The organism is Gammaproteobacteria bacterium (assembly GCA_013214945.1).
Lineage (GTDB): Bacteria > Pseudomonadota > Gammaproteobacteria > Enterobacterales > Psychrobiaceae > Psychrobium.
The window spans coordinates 94,227-110,148 of the sequence record JABSRT010000009.1; the positions used below are offsets into that span (position 1 = coordinate 94,227).

The window sequence follows — 15,922 nt, forward strand, 5'->3', positions numbered from 1 at the left end:
CTGCCTTATCACCTAGTATGGCAATTTTGTTTTGAATAATTACAAGTTATTACCGGCGTTAGTTTCAATATTACAAACTCGAAATCTTACTGAATCTGCAAAACAATTAAACGTTACGCAATCGGCAATGAGTAAAACGTTGAATCAAATTCGCGAGGCATTTCATGACAAAATTGTCATCAGAGAGGCAAATAGCTTCGTACTGACACAAAAGGGCGAAGCCCTAAAATCACAACTTCCCTTGTTGATACAACAACTAGACAATTTATATTTACCACATTCTATGGATCCAAGCCTGTGCAATAGAAAATTTACATTTGCGTCCAGCGACTATGTTGCTCAAGCCATTTTCCCATCAATTCTTGGTAAAATGGAACTCGACGCGCCCAGTGCCAGCATTGAATATGAGTTATGGAACAAAGATAAGTTATCCCAATTAGCGGAATGTTCATTGGATCTCGTGTCAACCATCACCAAAACAGTGCCCGAAAACTTGCACGGAAAAATGATGGCAGAAGACCAGTTGGTTGTTGTCTTTAGGACCTCCCATGCCCAATCCGATAGTGGCATGTCTCTTGATGACTATATCAATGCCCGACACATTTTAATCAGCGGTGGCGGGGATAAAGATAGCTCGGTGGATTACGCTTTATCAAAAGTTGGCCGACAGAGAAACATCTTCGCCACGGTGCCTTTTTTTCAATCGGCAATCGAGTTGTTATTAACAACAAATACCATGCTGACAACGCCATTACACATCGCTGTCGATTTTGCACAAAATTACGATTTACAAATAAGACAGTTACCTCTGGATATAAAACCGCATCACTATTATTTACTGTGGCATGCAAAGCATCATCAAGATCCTGAACATAAATGGTTTAGAGAGTTGTGTTATCCATTACTCAAGCAACATCTGCAGCAAAGCATCAAGCAAGGCATGAAATTAATTCATACTAATAAGTAAAAATGGCAATTTTTAATCATAACGATTTTCCCTTAACATAATCACTGTTTCTTAAGCTTGATTATTTAAAGGATAAAAATATGGAATTTACGGCATGGGCTTCCTTGGCCTTCATTTGTATGATGGGAGCGATGACTCCAGGGCCAAGCCTAGCTGTCGTATTGAAACATACTGTTTCAGGTGGGCGAATGAATGGTGTGGTGGCAAGTTTGGCGCACGGGTTAGGTATTGCGCTGTATGCTACTTTAACGGTTATCGGCTTGGCAATTATCATTAAAGAAACGCCCTGGCTTTTTAACTTAATAAAATATGCCGGTGTGATTATGTTGCTGTGGCTAGCTTATAAATCACTAACCTCTAAAGCGGCAGTAACCAAATTGGACGAACAAGGACCAACAGTAACGCTCAAACAAAGTTTTTTACACGGCTTTTTTATCGCTTTTTTTAACCCCAAACTAACGATATTTTTCTTGGCCCTGTTCGGTCAGTTTGTTGACGAACAGGCAGGTTGGCAACACAGTGCCATCATGGTCGCTACCGTTGTTAGCACTGACACCTTATGGTATTGCCTTATTGTTATCGTTTTATCACAATCGAATTTGTTGGTGAAATTAAAAGCCAATGCTCATATCGTTGACAAAGTCACCGGCATTGGACTGCTAGCCGTTGCCGCACGAGTGGCTTTATAAACAGATAACGATACTAAAAATTCTCGAGTGCAAGTTCATTAGAAAAGCTCTTATTCGGCATATAGCTAATAACCTAAACGTAATTTAGTCGCTTTTGTTAGATGACGTTTTAGTGAATGGCTTAGGCTTTAAATACTTAAAACCTAGTGTAGTCATGCATGCCAACACTATCATGAACGAGAACAAAAAAAACAGCAGCAATAGTTCAACTATTGCTGCTGTTTTTTGTTTCTATGACTCCATCGGTTCAACAGCCTTTGGGCCGTTGATTTGGAGTGGCTATGTTACAAAACTGGCGCTAATCCTACTAAGAGCGGAGACTAGCGCCTAGATTGCTCTTAGTGGGTTCTGAACTGACCAACAAGACCTTGCAACTGCTCAGATAAACGAGTCAAGTCATCACTGCTAACCGCTGTTTGCTGCGATCCTCTAGACGTCTGCTCAACCATGTCTAGAATGTCATGGATATTGCGGCTGATCTCGCCAATAACAACACTTTGCTGCTCACTTGCCGTGGCAATCTGGGTATTCTTTTCGGTAATAGCGGCTACCGATTCAGTTATCCGACCTAAAGAGTCACCGGCTTTACTCGTGTGTTCAACACAAGCTTGAGCCTGGCTACGGCTAGCGCCCATAGTTGTAACCGCAGTATTCGCACTGGCTTGTAAGCGCTCGATCATACTCTGAATTTCCTGAGTCGAGTCCTGAGTACGTTGTGCTAAGGTACGTACTTCATCTGCAACGACGGCAAATCCGCGACCTTGCTCACCTGCTCTGGCAGCTTCAATCGCGGCATTCAATGCAAGTAAGTTAGTTTGGTCGGCAATGCCACGTATAACATCAAGCACGGTCGCAATAGTATTACTGTCTTTCTCAACTTGCAAAATAGCATTCGACGCGTGCTCAATTTCTGAAGTCAGCTGATTAATACTGCTAATTGCCTGCGTAACAATAACCTGCCCTTGAGTAGCCTCTTTGTCTGAATCGCTTGCTGCGGTAGCTGCGTCACCGGCATTTTCGGCGACGTCTTGCACCGTTGCTACCATTTCAGTTGTCGCTGCAGATACTTGGTCTATAGCACGTTTTTGTTGAAATACCGCTTGCTCGGTTTCTTCTGCCGTGGTGCTTAATTGGGTCGACGCTACTGATATATCATCAACCGAGCCCCGAACCTGACCTACTAGATTTTGAATATTGTCGGCAAAACGATTAAACCCTTTAGCCAACGCAGTAAGTTCGTCATTACCACGCTCTTCAAGGCGGCTGCTAATATTGCCATCGCCATTACCAATCTCTTGCATCGCACTAACGACTTTATCCAGCGGGTTAAACACGCTTTTAACCGAGTATATGATAACCAAGCCAACAATTAGGCCGACAATAACTTGTAAAGAAAAAGCCAGATTCATCCAAAAGCTAGCGGCTTGATTGGCACTGTGTAACTCAGCTGAGGTACGACTATCTATTTCTGCAAAAAAACGTTCTACAGGAGCCATGATCTTGGCTACTTCCTGGTGATAGTTTTGATCGAATACAATTCTTAAGGCAAAGGCTTTTACGCTTTCACCAAGGGCAGGAGTAAAGGGCCCGGTAACAATGCGACCATCACGGATGGTTTTCATCGCTTGGTCTTCAGTTTTAATTAACGCGTTCGACTGTTCATTTGCGTGCTTGAGCAGCGCAAATTCTTTAGCTGAAAAGTTGAGCTCACGCATAATGTCACTTTGTTTTTTCAACTGACTAGGATAAAGCGCCGCGTTGACTGTGCTAGGTCGAATTTGTTCACCGCTACGCCATTTGACAATATTCCAGTATTCGTCCCAATGTTGTTGTTCGCCGGTAGCAACAAATGCTCGAGCAAGTCGGGTAAGGTCCATTGAAGTATGTCGAAATTCATCGGCAAGGGCAAAGGACAAATAACGATTTGTACTGGCTTCGAACTGTTGTTTATTTTTGTCTGAAGCCATTTTTTCAGAAAAAACAGCAAGGCTAATCATCACGATAGCCAGGGAAAAAATAGTCAGTAATTTGGTTCTTATTTTCATGATTTAAACTTCTTTGTTAATTGTATATTAAAATATCTAATGGCTCTGTCGCATCTTGAAATTTAATATAACAAGTCTTATTTAAGACAATGTTAAGCTACCTGCAAGTAAAAACGTTCCCTAATAATCATTCCAAAAACAGCATCTACCTGGCCGTTTCGAATACTTTTCTCCATAATTCAACGACATAGCCTAAAGCATTAGAAAAATCCACTTTTCTAATGCTTTAGTATTACTTAGTAACAGGAGCGACGCAATATTTCCATTAATTTTATAGCCTAGTTATAAGGCTATTTCACATCAAAATCACTTATCGACAGCTCAATAAAATAAAAGTAAAAGCGGGTCATCACTCTGTTATCAGAAACAACAATAGCTTAACAATTTACGTTTGATATAAAACATCTAACACCAAGAACCTAACTATTAATTTAACAATGGTTTAACTGTTAATAAAAAATATAATCATATAACCTTATATTTTCATCCCAAATACTTACTGTCGTTATTATGATTTTCTGGCCGCTGCGCTAGCTTTCTTCCGCCTCAATTTACCTCCGGAGCTATACTGGCACTATTGTGTAGTGGTCAACTAAGTTTGCTTACCCTCACCGGAGGTCGAATATAACTAAAAACAAAGGTTTTACCCTCATAGAACTGATTTTAGTCATTGTGATTTTAGTCATTATCGCCATCACAGCAGCCCCTAAATTTATTGACCTAGGTAAAGAAGCCCAAAAAGCGGCTTTTACCGCTATTGCTGCAGCCTTTAGAGCGGGTGTAGAGCGAGTACACTTTACTTGGCTCATTAGAGGGAACGGACTAGAGATTCAAAATTTCATCACTATTTGGACCAGGTAGCAGGGGGAGATATTTGCGTTAATAATATCGGCTGCCCGTGGTTATAGCCGAAACCTGGACAGCAGTAGAGACTGTGATGATGTGTGGCGCGCAGTGCTCGATTCACAAGATGCTTTAGTAGCTAGTGATCACACAGCCGATTTCAAATCAGTATATGAGGCTGTAATAGTTGCACTTACACCTATGTCGACCTGCCTGAGTTTACTTTTATGATTCAAATAGCGGTAAACTCACGATTAACAATTAACTTAACAACCCAAATAGTCACTAAGGTCATTCGATTATCAACGCGCAAGCAATATTTTAGTTAACACTTGCTTGGGTAGTATGAAGGGCTACGCCCCCCGTTTGACATGCTTGCTCCAAGCTAAACTGTTTGGCTGTTATGATGCTGTAGAGGAGCATCACGCCATTAGGGGAGATGCATTGGAATGTCGAGCCCCACCTTGACATTCTCCATCGCGACCGACGAACTGAATCTTTGGATGTTGGTATTATTAAAGAATAACTTTCGAGTTATTTTTTCATACTGCAGCATATTGGCCGCCGCAATAATTAAAATAAAATCAGCATCACCTGTCACATAATAACATTGCTGAACTTCGTCATGCTCAAGCATGCTAGTACGAAAATTATCGATAATCGCTGCGCCTCCTTGCTTCATTATGACAGAGACAATCACGGTAACATAACTGCCAACTAACGTAGCATCGAGCACCGCAACTTCCTTTTTAATCACCCCACTGTCACGTAATTTCTTGATCCGACGCTGACATGCTGTCGCTGACAAACCTATTTGGTCACCAAGCGCCTGAGTCGACAGCTTAGCGTTTTGCTGTAGTGACTCTAAAATATGCAGGTCAAAATCATCCATCGGGTTATTTTCCTCTCAAATTCGACTAATATGCAGCTTAACGACTTAACAAGATGACATTCGCAGCGTAACAGTGCAATAAAACAATTAAGATAATCTATTAGAAATATTATAAATGCGAGGTTCAATAGCGATGAGCATAACCAATAATGACAAAATGATGGGGGCTGGATTTGGCCTGCTAGCCGCAATTATTTGGGGTGCGTGGCCAGTTTTATCAAAAATGGCCACCAACAATAACTTGTTAGCCACTGATATTGCAGCATTACGCTTTGGCGTGGCTGGTTGTTTGTTATTGCCAGTGCTGTTGTACCAAGGGATCAAGTTAAAGCAAATTGCCAGCAAGGGCCTGCTGCTAGCAATCGGCGCTGGCGCGCCTTATGTGTTACTGGCTACCACCGGCCTTACTTTAGCGCCCAACGCTCACTTTGGCATTATTGCGCCAACCTCAATGTTAGCATTCACTACTTTAGGCAGTGTATTGTGGTTACGCGAGTCGATTAGCACTGCACGGATAATTGGAGTAACGCTCATTTTAGCCGGTATTTTTGTCGTTGGCGGCAGTGGAATCAGTGATATTTCTAGTGGCACTTTACTGGGCGATCTGATGTTTTTAGGCTGTGGCATGCTGTGGGCCAGTTACACCTTGTTATGTCGCCGCTGGCAGATTAATCCGTGGACGGCTACGGCATTAGTATCGGTCGTTTCTATGTTCATTTATTTACCTATTTATTGGTTTGGCATGAACAGCCAATTGTCACAACAACCTTTAAATACGCTAATTTTTCAGGGGGTTTTTCAAGGCGTGGTAGTCGCGATTTTAGCGCTCTATTTTTATTCTAAAGCGATTAGCTTATTAGGACCTAGTACCAGCGCTGTTTTCACCGCTTTGGTTCCTCCTTTTTCTATTTTATTTGGCGCGCTAATCCTTAAAGAGCCAATTTCCTTGGTCGAGTATTTAGGGCTTGGTTTTGTTGCGACAGGCATGTTGTTTTCATTAAAAATATTGCGCCTGCCCAGCAGCTATTTAACAAACAGGACGAATAATGGCTGATAAAAAAAGTACCGTGCGCTAGCGCTGTACTAATAGTCAGCCGTTGCTAAATAAAGAACAAGAGCACTACTCACGTCACGCGTAATGCTCTTGTTTAAAACAATATGCCTTCTAAAATATCTTCGTCAGCATGTATTGATCGCTTAATTTTGGGTACTTTTTCGTACTTAGGCTCGATGATTTAAATTGATAATTCATTGCACCAATCCCATTTTTAGCGCGTGGATCTGCTTGTCATTTTTTAAATGCCCTCTTACTAACAACACCCTTATTAACAACACCCTGATGTCGGCACCTTTAGTTTATTTTTTTTTAAAAGTACCGTTGTTAACAAAGTCGAGTGATTAGAATGGCTGGGCAATCCTGCACACAGCACCATAACTGCCACAACTTAGTAAACCCATGATTATTAATCTAAAGACAATCAACTTATTGTAACTGCTTGGTTCTTTTTAAGATCTAAGCAAATAATAAATATCATTAACAGCACCAGCAATATAACAGCCATTGTAATAGCCAGATAGACAAGATCTAACGAGCCGCTTACCTCGCGAATATAACCTGCCAGCAGATTACCTAGTGCGCCACCTAAACCCGATGTCACCATGCAAATACTGCTAATCTGCATGGTGGCTGTTGATGAAAACCGCTGTCTAATCCATCCCGCCAAGATCCCCCATACAGGAAAGTACATTAACCCATAACCAAACCCTGCTATTAAGGCATAACGCGATGGCTGATAAATAAAACAAGCCAGACACATGCCAAAACCACTAAATATCACCAACAGCGCAATAGCGTGCCCCATGCGATCTGCAATAAATCCTGCCGCAAAACCAGCCACCATGCCGCTAAGGCCAACAATACTCCACGTATATCCTCCTAGCGCGGCGGGCAAGCCTAGCTCATCTAAATAGGTATTAAACCAAGTAGCAAATGGCATAGCAGAAATACCTACCAAGAAACAAATGATGCAGGAAAACAGCGCCGTACGTTCATTAATAATGACCGAAAATAATTTTTTAGCAGCAATTGTGTTGGCGGCAGGAATATTGGTGTCTGCGGATGAATTGGTCGCTGGCCCAGCAGTTTGACGGGCTTCGTCACTGCTAATTCTCGCTAATAGTCGCCATGTCATCACGACAACAAACACCCCAAACGCAGCTGCCGCTTGCCAACTTGCCTGCCAGCCCAAACTTGGTACAACGACAAGAATAAGCAAGCCATTAATTCCATAACCCCAAGCTGTGCCACTGCCGGCACAAGAGAGCTGGGTAGAACATTGTTCTGGTTTGGCACAGCGGCTAATAATCTCGACAATAGTGCCCCAACTAATCGCAGCACTAGCAGCAAGAGTTGCTAGTACGATAGTAATGATTAATGGGTCTTGCACTTGTGACATTGTAAATAACAGCCCTGTCGAGATGGTGCCCGTACCAAGTGCTAACGTTGCACTGCTCAAGCGGTGCCCTATCACCCCCAGTAATAAGGCTCCCGCTAAGTATGCTAGTTGAGAGATTGCACCAATCGTCGCCAAATGCCAATGCGTAAGCGCGATATCTTCACGCATCAGTGGCACCAAAGCAGCAAATAAAAACACCCCAAAGCCATGGCTAACGATCTGATTAAGACCAAAAGTAGCAGCAATTCGCAAGGTGTAACCTCCTGTTTATTTTTATAACTGATTTAACGGTAGCACGACTAGCCAATGAGCTATTAAATTGCCTAGTATTACCGACAAATACAAGATAAATAAATCACTTAAAATAGAACGTAGCTTATACGACTCCTGCACCGTCAATAACGACATCCTAGAGCTAAACAGCTTACTTATTATTGTTTTAATATCTCACCGTAATTGATTTTCAAGTGAGCCTATTGCAATAGGCTGCGATATTATCTAATGATCCAAAGGGGGACGTTTGAGCATAATATGCCGTATTTTCGGCAACTCATTTCTCGCTAACATAAGGTACGCTGAGTACTTTATGCCACTTGTTCAACACAGTGTCGCCATGTTTGTTGCAGGGTTAGCACGTTAATAGATGTTGTGTAAGGTGTCGCTTATACTGCAGCGGCATAATCTTATCAAAGTCACTTAATCTAAAAATGACCCTGTGAGACCTTGTGCATTGATGACTAAAATTGAGTATTGTTATGCCGATTAAAAAACGACAACCTTTACTAAAATCATCACACTAGAAAGCAGTGAAAAGATTGCAATGACAGGCTTTAAATAATGCGGTTTAAATAAGTGCTCAATCAGGGTCGAGAGATAAAAACCAGCAATAACTGCCGGTAATAATGGCCAAGTCAAATCCATTTGTTTCGCACTAATATTGCCTGTTATCGCCAGCAGTGCCAGAGATATCATCGTGCTAATAAGAAAGAATAAGCCCAGCTCAGCGCGAGCACGGTGTAACGTACAGTTTTGGTAAACCAGCGCAATCGGTGGTCCGCCGACACCCGTCGTGGTGCCCATCACGCCAGAAAAAAAACCCGCAATAATTAAGTTTAGCGTAGAGTTAGTTACCGCAAAGCGATGATAAGTCAGCGCAACAGATACCATAATGAGCAACGAAAATATCACGACAAAGGTTGATGGTGATAATATTCCTAATAACATAATGCCAACCACGGAGCCTGCTAGACGTCCCGCTAACGCTAATTTTGTATTATTAATCTGGAGCCGCTTTCGATACCGTAGGGTATTTAGTAATGAAAGAGAGAAACCAAAGATTAAGACAGGCGCAGCTAAGAAGTCTAGATCAATCAAGACCAACACAGGGGCTGCTATAACTGAGATGCCAAAGCCAGCTAAACTTTGCAGCGTTGGTCCAAACATCACCGCAACAAACGCGATTAGCAATAATATTGGATCGTCAAGCATCGTATTGGTGGCTCCTTAATTTCGTTAACAAATTTATCTCTACTTCAGGTCAGTTCAATTAAAATTAATTTAAATCCGCGCCTAAGTAGTAATTAAACGTTAATAATAAAAGACTTTTTCGTAAAACAAAACAATTACACCAACAAACCCAGTTAACGATTTGTTGCGACCATGAGTATTAGATGTTAGGTTATTGCGTTCAAAATAAAAACAAGCGTTTAATCTCTTATTAAAATGATACTTTTGCTGGCTAATTTGGCCGCTCTTTTAATATCGTCTGGTTGTAATGACCCCTGCATGACAAGTACAACGCACTACGAAAGGTAATACCCCATGGCTGTATCCTCAACCTTTAATTTTCGTTTCACTATTTTTCATCGCACCCTATTAATGAGCCTTAGCTCAATTGCTATTTTACTTATTGCACTAGGTTTTATTTTAAACAGTGTCGCGAATATGGTTACCTCAATCGAAGGAAACACGACCCACCTGCAAAGCCAAACCGACGCTGTTAATCAGCAAAGTAGCTTGGTTAGCGATCAAGAGCAATTAATAAACTTGCAAACAACAACACTTGAAGCCTATGCATTTTATTCGACTTACCTGTATTGGAGTTTTGATTGGGTATTAACGACCAGCGACCGCTCTCAGGCAGAAATAAACAAAGCGGAAAAGTCACTGAGAATTAAATTACAACAAATATCATCTCTTGATCAAGGTCTCGCAGAGGCTGCTGAGGTTGTCGTTATTTATCTAGAAGATTTTAATTCGACCATTGCTCAAGCCGTAGAACGCACTAAAAGCAATGCCTCTAAGCATCGAATTAGCTCAAAAGTTAGTGAAGCTCAAACTCATAGCATGGCAATGAATGCAATGTTTGATGCAATTTTAGAGCAAACCGGCAATGCTGTTAAAGAAGCTAACCAAGGCGTCAAAATTGCGGGTGACCAAGTACGCCAAGCTGCGAATCAGGTATTAGTAGGTAGCGAGCAAGTGGCACAGTCAGGTCATAACCTAACGTCACAAATTTGGATCGTTATGGCCATATCGTCCATTATTAGTTTGATTTTTGGTGTGTTAATGGCGCGTTCTATTATCACACCCATCCGGCAGCTCACTTCGGTAATTACAGATATTGATCGAAACTCAGACTTAAGTCGTCGCATAAGCTATCAAGGTAATAATGAAGTGGGTGATATAGGCACTGCATTTAACGCAATGTTAGAAAAGTTTCATCATATTATTGTGCAATTGGCGCGCTGTGCCGATCAACTAAGTGATTCTTCACAAACCAGTGCCAAAGTTAGTGAAACAACCAATAATAGCGCGCAAAATTTGCGCCAAGAAACTGATTTAGTCGCCACTGCTACCGGCCAACTTGCCAGCACGGTTCAAGAAGTTAATGTCAGTACCGATGACGCAGTTAAACAAGCAAAACAGGCACAACAAGCCTGTCGCAATGGCCAGCAACTTGTCGCTAATACGATGGGTGCAATTGAATCGTTGTCAGACCAAATCAACGAGAGCTCGGCCGCAGTTAATAACTTAGCCAAAGAAACCGACGCTATAGGCTCGGTGCTTGACGTAATACGCGGTATCGCTAATCAAACCAATTTATTAGCGCTTAATGCCGCCATTGAAGCCGCCAGAGCCGGTGAACAAGGTCGTGGTTTTGCCGTGGTAGCCGACGAAGTACGATCATTAGCCGGCAAAACGAGTGAGTCGACTGATGAAATTCAAAAGATGATTGAGAAATTGCAAGCTGGAGCAGCCAGTGCAGTATCTCAAATGGCGTTAAATAGTGTTAACGCCAGTCAAACTCTTGAAGATGCAGCCCAAACCACCGAGTCAATCAGTGGAATATTACTGTCGGTTAGCGCGATCAACGACACCAATCAGCAAATAGCCCACTCGACTCAAGAACAATCGATTGCGGCCAACAGTATCGATCAAAGCATTGCCCGGATCAGCGAATTAACCAATGATGTCAGCACGGCAGCTGAGCACACGTCAAAGTCGAGCGACGAGCTCAATAATATGATCGATGAACTACAGCATTTAGTGATTAAGTTTAAATATTAAGCTTTTAGCTTAGGAACTATCCTGTGGCCGCTAGTTATTCTATTTGCTAGCGTCCACGAACCTGCCATACCGTCATTATTCCAGTGCTGTTAATTCCAGTGCTATTAATTAGAGTGCTCTTCATTAAAGTGCTTTTAACTAAAGTGCTCGTCATTTAGTTAATGACCAACAGCCACTGCGTGTGTTCCGACACCAATTTATTGTTACGTTAAGGCTTTAAATCTTTTCCTAGCGGCTATAAAAAAGAAGTTATTTTACTCGCTGATAACACCTTGGCTCAGAAGTTAGATGCTGAAATTCAAATTCAATCATTATGGGCTCAGCCTTTGCTCAACGAAAAGTACCAACAACTGTGTTTGGTGGCAGTAGCGGCGGCGCCAGTGCACCTGTCGGCAGCGACGGCGAAGTAAAAGCCTTTATGAAAATGTTGACTCTCGATGCGGCCAAGCGCTTAAACTACGACCGAGACATGAAGAAAAACTAAGATTATACGCTAACAAGTATAACTACCGGTGTCGTAGGCTCTCTACGGCATCGAGCAGTTATTTATCCCCGCTGGCTAAGTTAAATATCCTGCAACAATGACGACTTTTAAGCAGCACCCTCAATCCTCCGCTATATTGATATTACAGCCTTTATTGCAATTGGTATAACTCACGTAATTTCACAAAGAGGAATCGTCATGTCCACAAGCCATTGTTATCAAAAAATCGAAGTGGTAGGTTCGTCCACCACCAGCATTGAAGAGGCGATTGAGAATGCCATAAGTCACTGTAACCAGCCCAACCAACAATTAGACTGGTTTGAGGTAACCGAAACTCGCGGCCATATTGTCGAGGGCAAGGTTGGCCATTATCAGGTTAGCTTAAAGGTTGGTTTTAGGATGCCAAGCCAGCATTAACAAAAATGCTGGCAGACTAAGCAATCTGCTCAAAAATTAGATAGACACTGACGGTAAATTAACTATATGGTAGAGCGACTATTTTATTGTAGCAGCCGCTGTTTCATGATCTTTCCGTCTCAATATAATAACGTCTCACTGTCGTATTTTATCAATTTGTAGCCGTATTTAGATGATCAGCACCCGAGTTTTGATAAAGGTAATACATGCTAAATCATCTATTTCAGCTGTCGCCGGATAGCGATGCAAGCTTGCAGCAACAAATCCGTGAGCAGATAAGTAAAGCCATTGTCGGTGGTCATATTCCGCGTAACATTGCCTTGCCTTCAACCCGCAAGTTAGCTGAAATGTTATTGGTTTCTCGCAATACCGTTATTTTGGCTTATGAACATTTAATTGATGACGGTTATATTGTGTCAAAGGCGCGCGCCGGCTTTTATGTTGATGAAAAAATTCTCAAGAGCTGCGTTCGTGACTCGGTTCAGATCCCAGCGGTTAAAGGTACGTCGCCTAATTGGGAGCGCTGCATAAAATTACGCAGCACCCCACCGACCCATAATAAAATATCACGCTGGCAAGATTACCCTTATCCATTTATTTACGGCCAACTCGATCCTAAAATGTTTCCAACCAATCATTGGCGCGAGTGCAGCCGTGAGTCGATGTCGGTGCAATCGATTAGGGACTGGTCAGGTGACCGTTTTGATCAGGATGATCCCTTGCTAATCGAGCAAATTCATACCCGAGTTTTACCGCGACGCGGTATCTGGGTCGATCCTGAACAAATTCTTATTACAGTGGGATCTCAACACGCGCTATATATGACGCTGCGCTTGCTGCTGGATAAAAAGTCAACCTTTGGCTTAGAAGATCCTGGTTATCCAGATTTAACCAGTATCGCCAGCCTTACTGGTGCCAAAATAAAACCATTAGCTATTGATCATGATGGGTTAATTATCAACGAACAGCTCGACAATTGCGATGTTGTGTTCACCACGCCTAGCCATCAATTTCCGACGACTGTCACCCTGCCCTTGCCACGTCGACTCGCTTTATTAGAACAAGCATCGCGCAAAAACTTTCTTATTATTGAAGACGATTATGAGTGCGAAACGACCTTTGCATCCCATCCGACTCCTGCGCTTAAAAGCCTCGATGATAACGATCGCGTTATTTACCTCGGTAGTTTTTCAAAAACCTTAGCGCCGGGGTTAAGGCTAGGTTACATGGTCGCATCAAAGGAACTAATTAACGAGCTACGCGAATTTAGACGAATGATATTACGTCATCCACCAATGAACAATCAACGCGCCATCGGTCTCTTTTTGGCCCGTGGTCATCACGATTCTTTAATCCGTAATTTAGTTCAGGTCTATGAAGAGCGCTGGCATACATTAGACCAAGCCTTGCAAGATTATTTACCGGGTTCGGCCACCGCTCCGGTCTTTGGTGGCTCGGCATTTTGGGTCCAGGGGCCAGCTGAGCTTGATGCCAATCAGTTAAAAAGCCTCGCGTTACAACATGGCATAGTGCTTGAGCCGAGCAATTCTTATTTCCACCACAATGTCAAAAAGAACTATTTCAGGCTCGGTTACTCAGCGATCCAAACTGAAAAAATTAGGCCGGGAATCAAGTTGTTAAGCGAATTAATCAAGCAGATAACTTAACTTATCACAACGCTAAACAATGCGTTTTATTATGTCTGCGCGACTCGGAACTGGGCGATAAGTTAGACTATTGGATCTAAAAAAAGGCACTGAGTTGGTACTATAAAGCCCTTTCTCCTTACCCTATATTCAGATCCGAGAGAACGTCCACTTCCAGCGATGTTCTAGGTATAACTACATCACGTAGAAGAACCGGAGCTGCAATAATGAATGCCAATTTTATTACCATAAAAAATCATATCAACGGCCAATGGGTAGAACAACCTAATAGCGCCAAAGAGTCCTTATATAACCCATCAACGGGCGCAGTCATTGGTGACGTTCCACTGTCAAGCGCTGCTACCTCGAGTCAGGCCGTTCAGGCAGCAGCCGACGCCTTCCCAGCTTGGCGCGACTTGCCTCTGCCAAAACGGATGGATTATATCTTTAAAATGTTACGGGCGATGGAAGACAATTTAGAAGCACTTGCTATTGCCATTGCTTTGGATCAAGCCAAGCACATATCGGAAGCGCGCGGTGAAGTGAGCCGGGTGATCGAAATTCTGCAAATGGCTTGTGCTATTCCGACCATGTTACAAGGTGAAACTGTGCAAGGCATTGCCAACAATATTAATGGTCGCCTGATTAAAGCGCCGCTCGGCGTTTTCTGCGGCGTAGCACCCTTTAATTTCCCCGCCTTAGTATTCGGCTGGTTTATTCCCTTTGCTATCGGCGCTGGCAATACCTTTGTTTATAAGCCATCGACTGAATCTCCGTTATTTATGCAAAAAATGATGCAGCTACTAGTCGATATTGGTCTGCCCAAAGGCGTGGTTAATGTCGTGCATGGCGATCGCTCTGTCGTTGAAGCTTGGTATGACGATGACAATGTCGCAGGTGTCTGTTTGGTTGGTTCAACCCCAACCGCCAAAGCGATAGCGCAAGGTTGTGGCCGCAGTGGCAAGAAAACCATGCTGCTCGGTGGCGCCAAAAACTTCTTGGTTGCGATGGAAGACGCCCCGCTTGATTTGTTGATTGATAATATTTTAATGTCTGGTTATGGCGCTGCAGGTCAACGCTGCCTAGCGGTGTCTAACATTGCGGTTGTGGCTGAGATTTACGATGAATTTATCGAACGTTTGCTCGCCGCTTCACAAAAAATAACCCTAGGTGATGCAATGGACCCCGAGGTATTTATGGGCCCGGTCATTTCAGCAACCGCCAAAAACAGAATTCACCGTGCAATTGAAACAGGCATCAGCGAGGGCGCAACCTTGTTGCTCGATGGCCGTAATCCAGTTGTTGCTAAGTTAAACAATGATGGTTACTTTATTGGTCCGACTATTTTTACCGACGTAACCCCGTGCATGACAATTGCCAAACAAGAAATCTTCGGTCCAGTGTTAAGTGTGATCAAAGTTGGCTGTATTGATGGCGCGTTAAAAATGATTAAGCAACACGACATGGGTAACGGGGCTTGTATCTTTACTCAAAATAGCTATTACACCGAGCATTTTATCAACCAAGCAGACGTTGGCATGGTTGGCGTTAATGTGGGTATTTGTGCGCCTCACCCTTATTTACCTTTTGGCGGGATCAAGGGATCTTTAGTTGGCAATAACAAGGTTCAGGGCAAAGACGCAATTGACTTTTTCACTCAAAATAAAGTCGCCACCGTGCGAGTAATTAACCCTAAAGACCAGCAATCTGGGGCTGTTCAACCACAAGATAATAAAGTACGAAGCTGTGTGGCCAACTAGAAAATTATTTTAATTCAAAGCATTAAAAATACGAAATAGGCCGTGACTATTAATTATTTGGCTGATTTTAATCCATCAAGGCCACGGTGATAAGTAACCCCATCTGGATCGAACATTGAGTTAGCGTTGGATCTATAGAAGTGTTAACACTCT

General features: G+C 42.7%; 12 protein-coding genes and 1 pseudogene. 9 read left to right on the top strand and 4 right to left on the bottom strand.

Features of this window, described 5'->3' with window-relative positions:
* Positions 1-31 precede the first annotated feature (31 nt).
* Positions 32-967 carry a LysR family transcriptional regulator gene (locus HRU23_08745; GenBank protein NRA54216.1) on the top strand — a complete coding sequence of 312 codons (936 nt, stop codon included), beginning with the start codon at positions 32-34 and terminating at the stop codon, positions 965-967.
* A gap of 80 nt (positions 968-1,047) precedes the next feature.
* The gene (locus HRU23_08750; protein ID NRA54217.1) at positions 1,048-1,656 is read left to right on the top strand and encodes a LysE family translocator; all 609 of its coding nucleotides are present in this window, start codon (positions 1,048-1,050) and stop codon (positions 1,654-1,656) included.
* Positions 1,657-1,994: 338 nt separating this feature from the next.
* Here HRU23_08750 and HRU23_08755 read toward each other — a convergent pair whose 3' ends face one another.
* Positions 1,995-3,701, bottom strand: coding sequence for a methyl-accepting chemotaxis protein (locus HRU23_08755; GenBank protein ID NRA54218.1), 1,707 nt, complete (start codon positions 3,699-3,701; stop codon positions 1,995-1,997).
* A 624-nt stretch (positions 3,702-4,325) separates the two neighbouring features.
* Here HRU23_08755 and HRU23_08760 point away from each other — a divergent pair.
* The gene (locus HRU23_08760) at positions 4,326-4,562 is read left to right on the top strand and encodes a prepilin-type N-terminal cleavage/methylation domain-containing protein (protein NRA54219.1); all 237 of its coding nucleotides are present in this window, start codon (positions 4,326-4,328) and stop codon (positions 4,560-4,562) included.
* Positions 4,563-4,974: 412 nt separating this feature from the next.
* Here HRU23_08760 and HRU23_08765 read toward each other — a convergent pair whose 3' ends face one another.
* Positions 4,975-5,436, bottom strand: a complete 462-nt coding sequence (locus HRU23_08765) for an Lrp/AsnC family transcriptional regulator (protein NRA54220.1) — start codon at positions 5,434-5,436, stop codon at positions 4,975-4,977.
* Between the two features lie 133 nt (positions 5,437-5,569).
* Here HRU23_08765 and HRU23_08770 point away from each other — a divergent pair, with 133 nt between their 5' ends.
* Positions 5,570-6,490: a DMT family transporter gene (locus HRU23_08770; GenBank protein NRA54221.1), complete on the top strand. Its 921-nt coding sequence runs from the start codon at positions 5,570-5,572 to the stop codon at positions 6,488-6,490.
* A gap of 424 nt (positions 6,491-6,914) precedes the next feature.
* Here the strand turns inward: HRU23_08770 and HRU23_08775 are convergent, their stop codons facing one another.
* Together HRU23_08775 and HRU23_08780 are read right to left on the bottom strand one after the other, a co-directional pair.
* Positions 6,915-8,144: an MFS transporter gene (locus HRU23_08775; GenBank protein NRA54222.1), complete on the bottom strand. Its 1,230-nt coding sequence runs from the start codon at positions 8,142-8,144 to the stop codon at positions 6,915-6,917.
* A 510-nt stretch (positions 8,145-8,654) separates the two neighbouring features.
* Positions 8,655-9,380, bottom strand: coding sequence for a sulfite exporter TauE/SafE family protein (locus tag HRU23_08780; GenBank protein ID NRA54223.1), 726 nt, complete (start codon positions 9,378-9,380; stop codon positions 8,655-8,657).
* A 333-nt stretch (positions 9,381-9,713) separates the two neighbouring features.
* Between HRU23_08780 and HRU23_08785 the strand changes: the two genes are divergently transcribed.
* The 5 genes and pseudogenes from HRU23_08785 (at position 9,714) to HRU23_08805 (ending at position 15,769) form a co-directional block, all read left to right on the top strand.
* Positions 9,714-11,462: a methyl-accepting chemotaxis protein gene (locus tag HRU23_08785; protein ID NRA54224.1), complete on the top strand. Its 1,749-nt coding sequence runs from the start codon at positions 9,714-9,716 to the stop codon at positions 11,460-11,462.
* Positions 11,463-11,698: 236 nt separating this feature from the next.
* Positions 11,699-11,946, top strand: a pseudogene (locus HRU23_08790) (hypothetical protein).
* A 198-nt stretch (positions 11,947-12,144) separates the two neighbouring features.
* Complete coding sequence (locus HRU23_08795; GenBank protein ID NRA54225.1) at positions 12,145-12,363, top strand: dodecin domain-containing protein; 219 nt, start codon at positions 12,145-12,147, stop codon at positions 12,361-12,363.
* Between the two features lie 206 nt (positions 12,364-12,569).
* Entirely contained in the window at positions 12,570-14,030 is a 1,461-nt protein-coding gene (locus HRU23_08800; GenBank protein NRA54226.1) for a PLP-dependent aminotransferase family protein, read from the top strand.
* A gap of 206 nt (positions 14,031-14,236) precedes the next feature.
* Entirely contained in the window at positions 14,237-15,769 is a 1,533-nt protein-coding gene (locus tag HRU23_08805) for an aldehyde dehydrogenase family protein (GenBank protein NRA54227.1), read from the top strand.
* Positions 15,770-15,922: the final 153 nt, after the last annotated feature.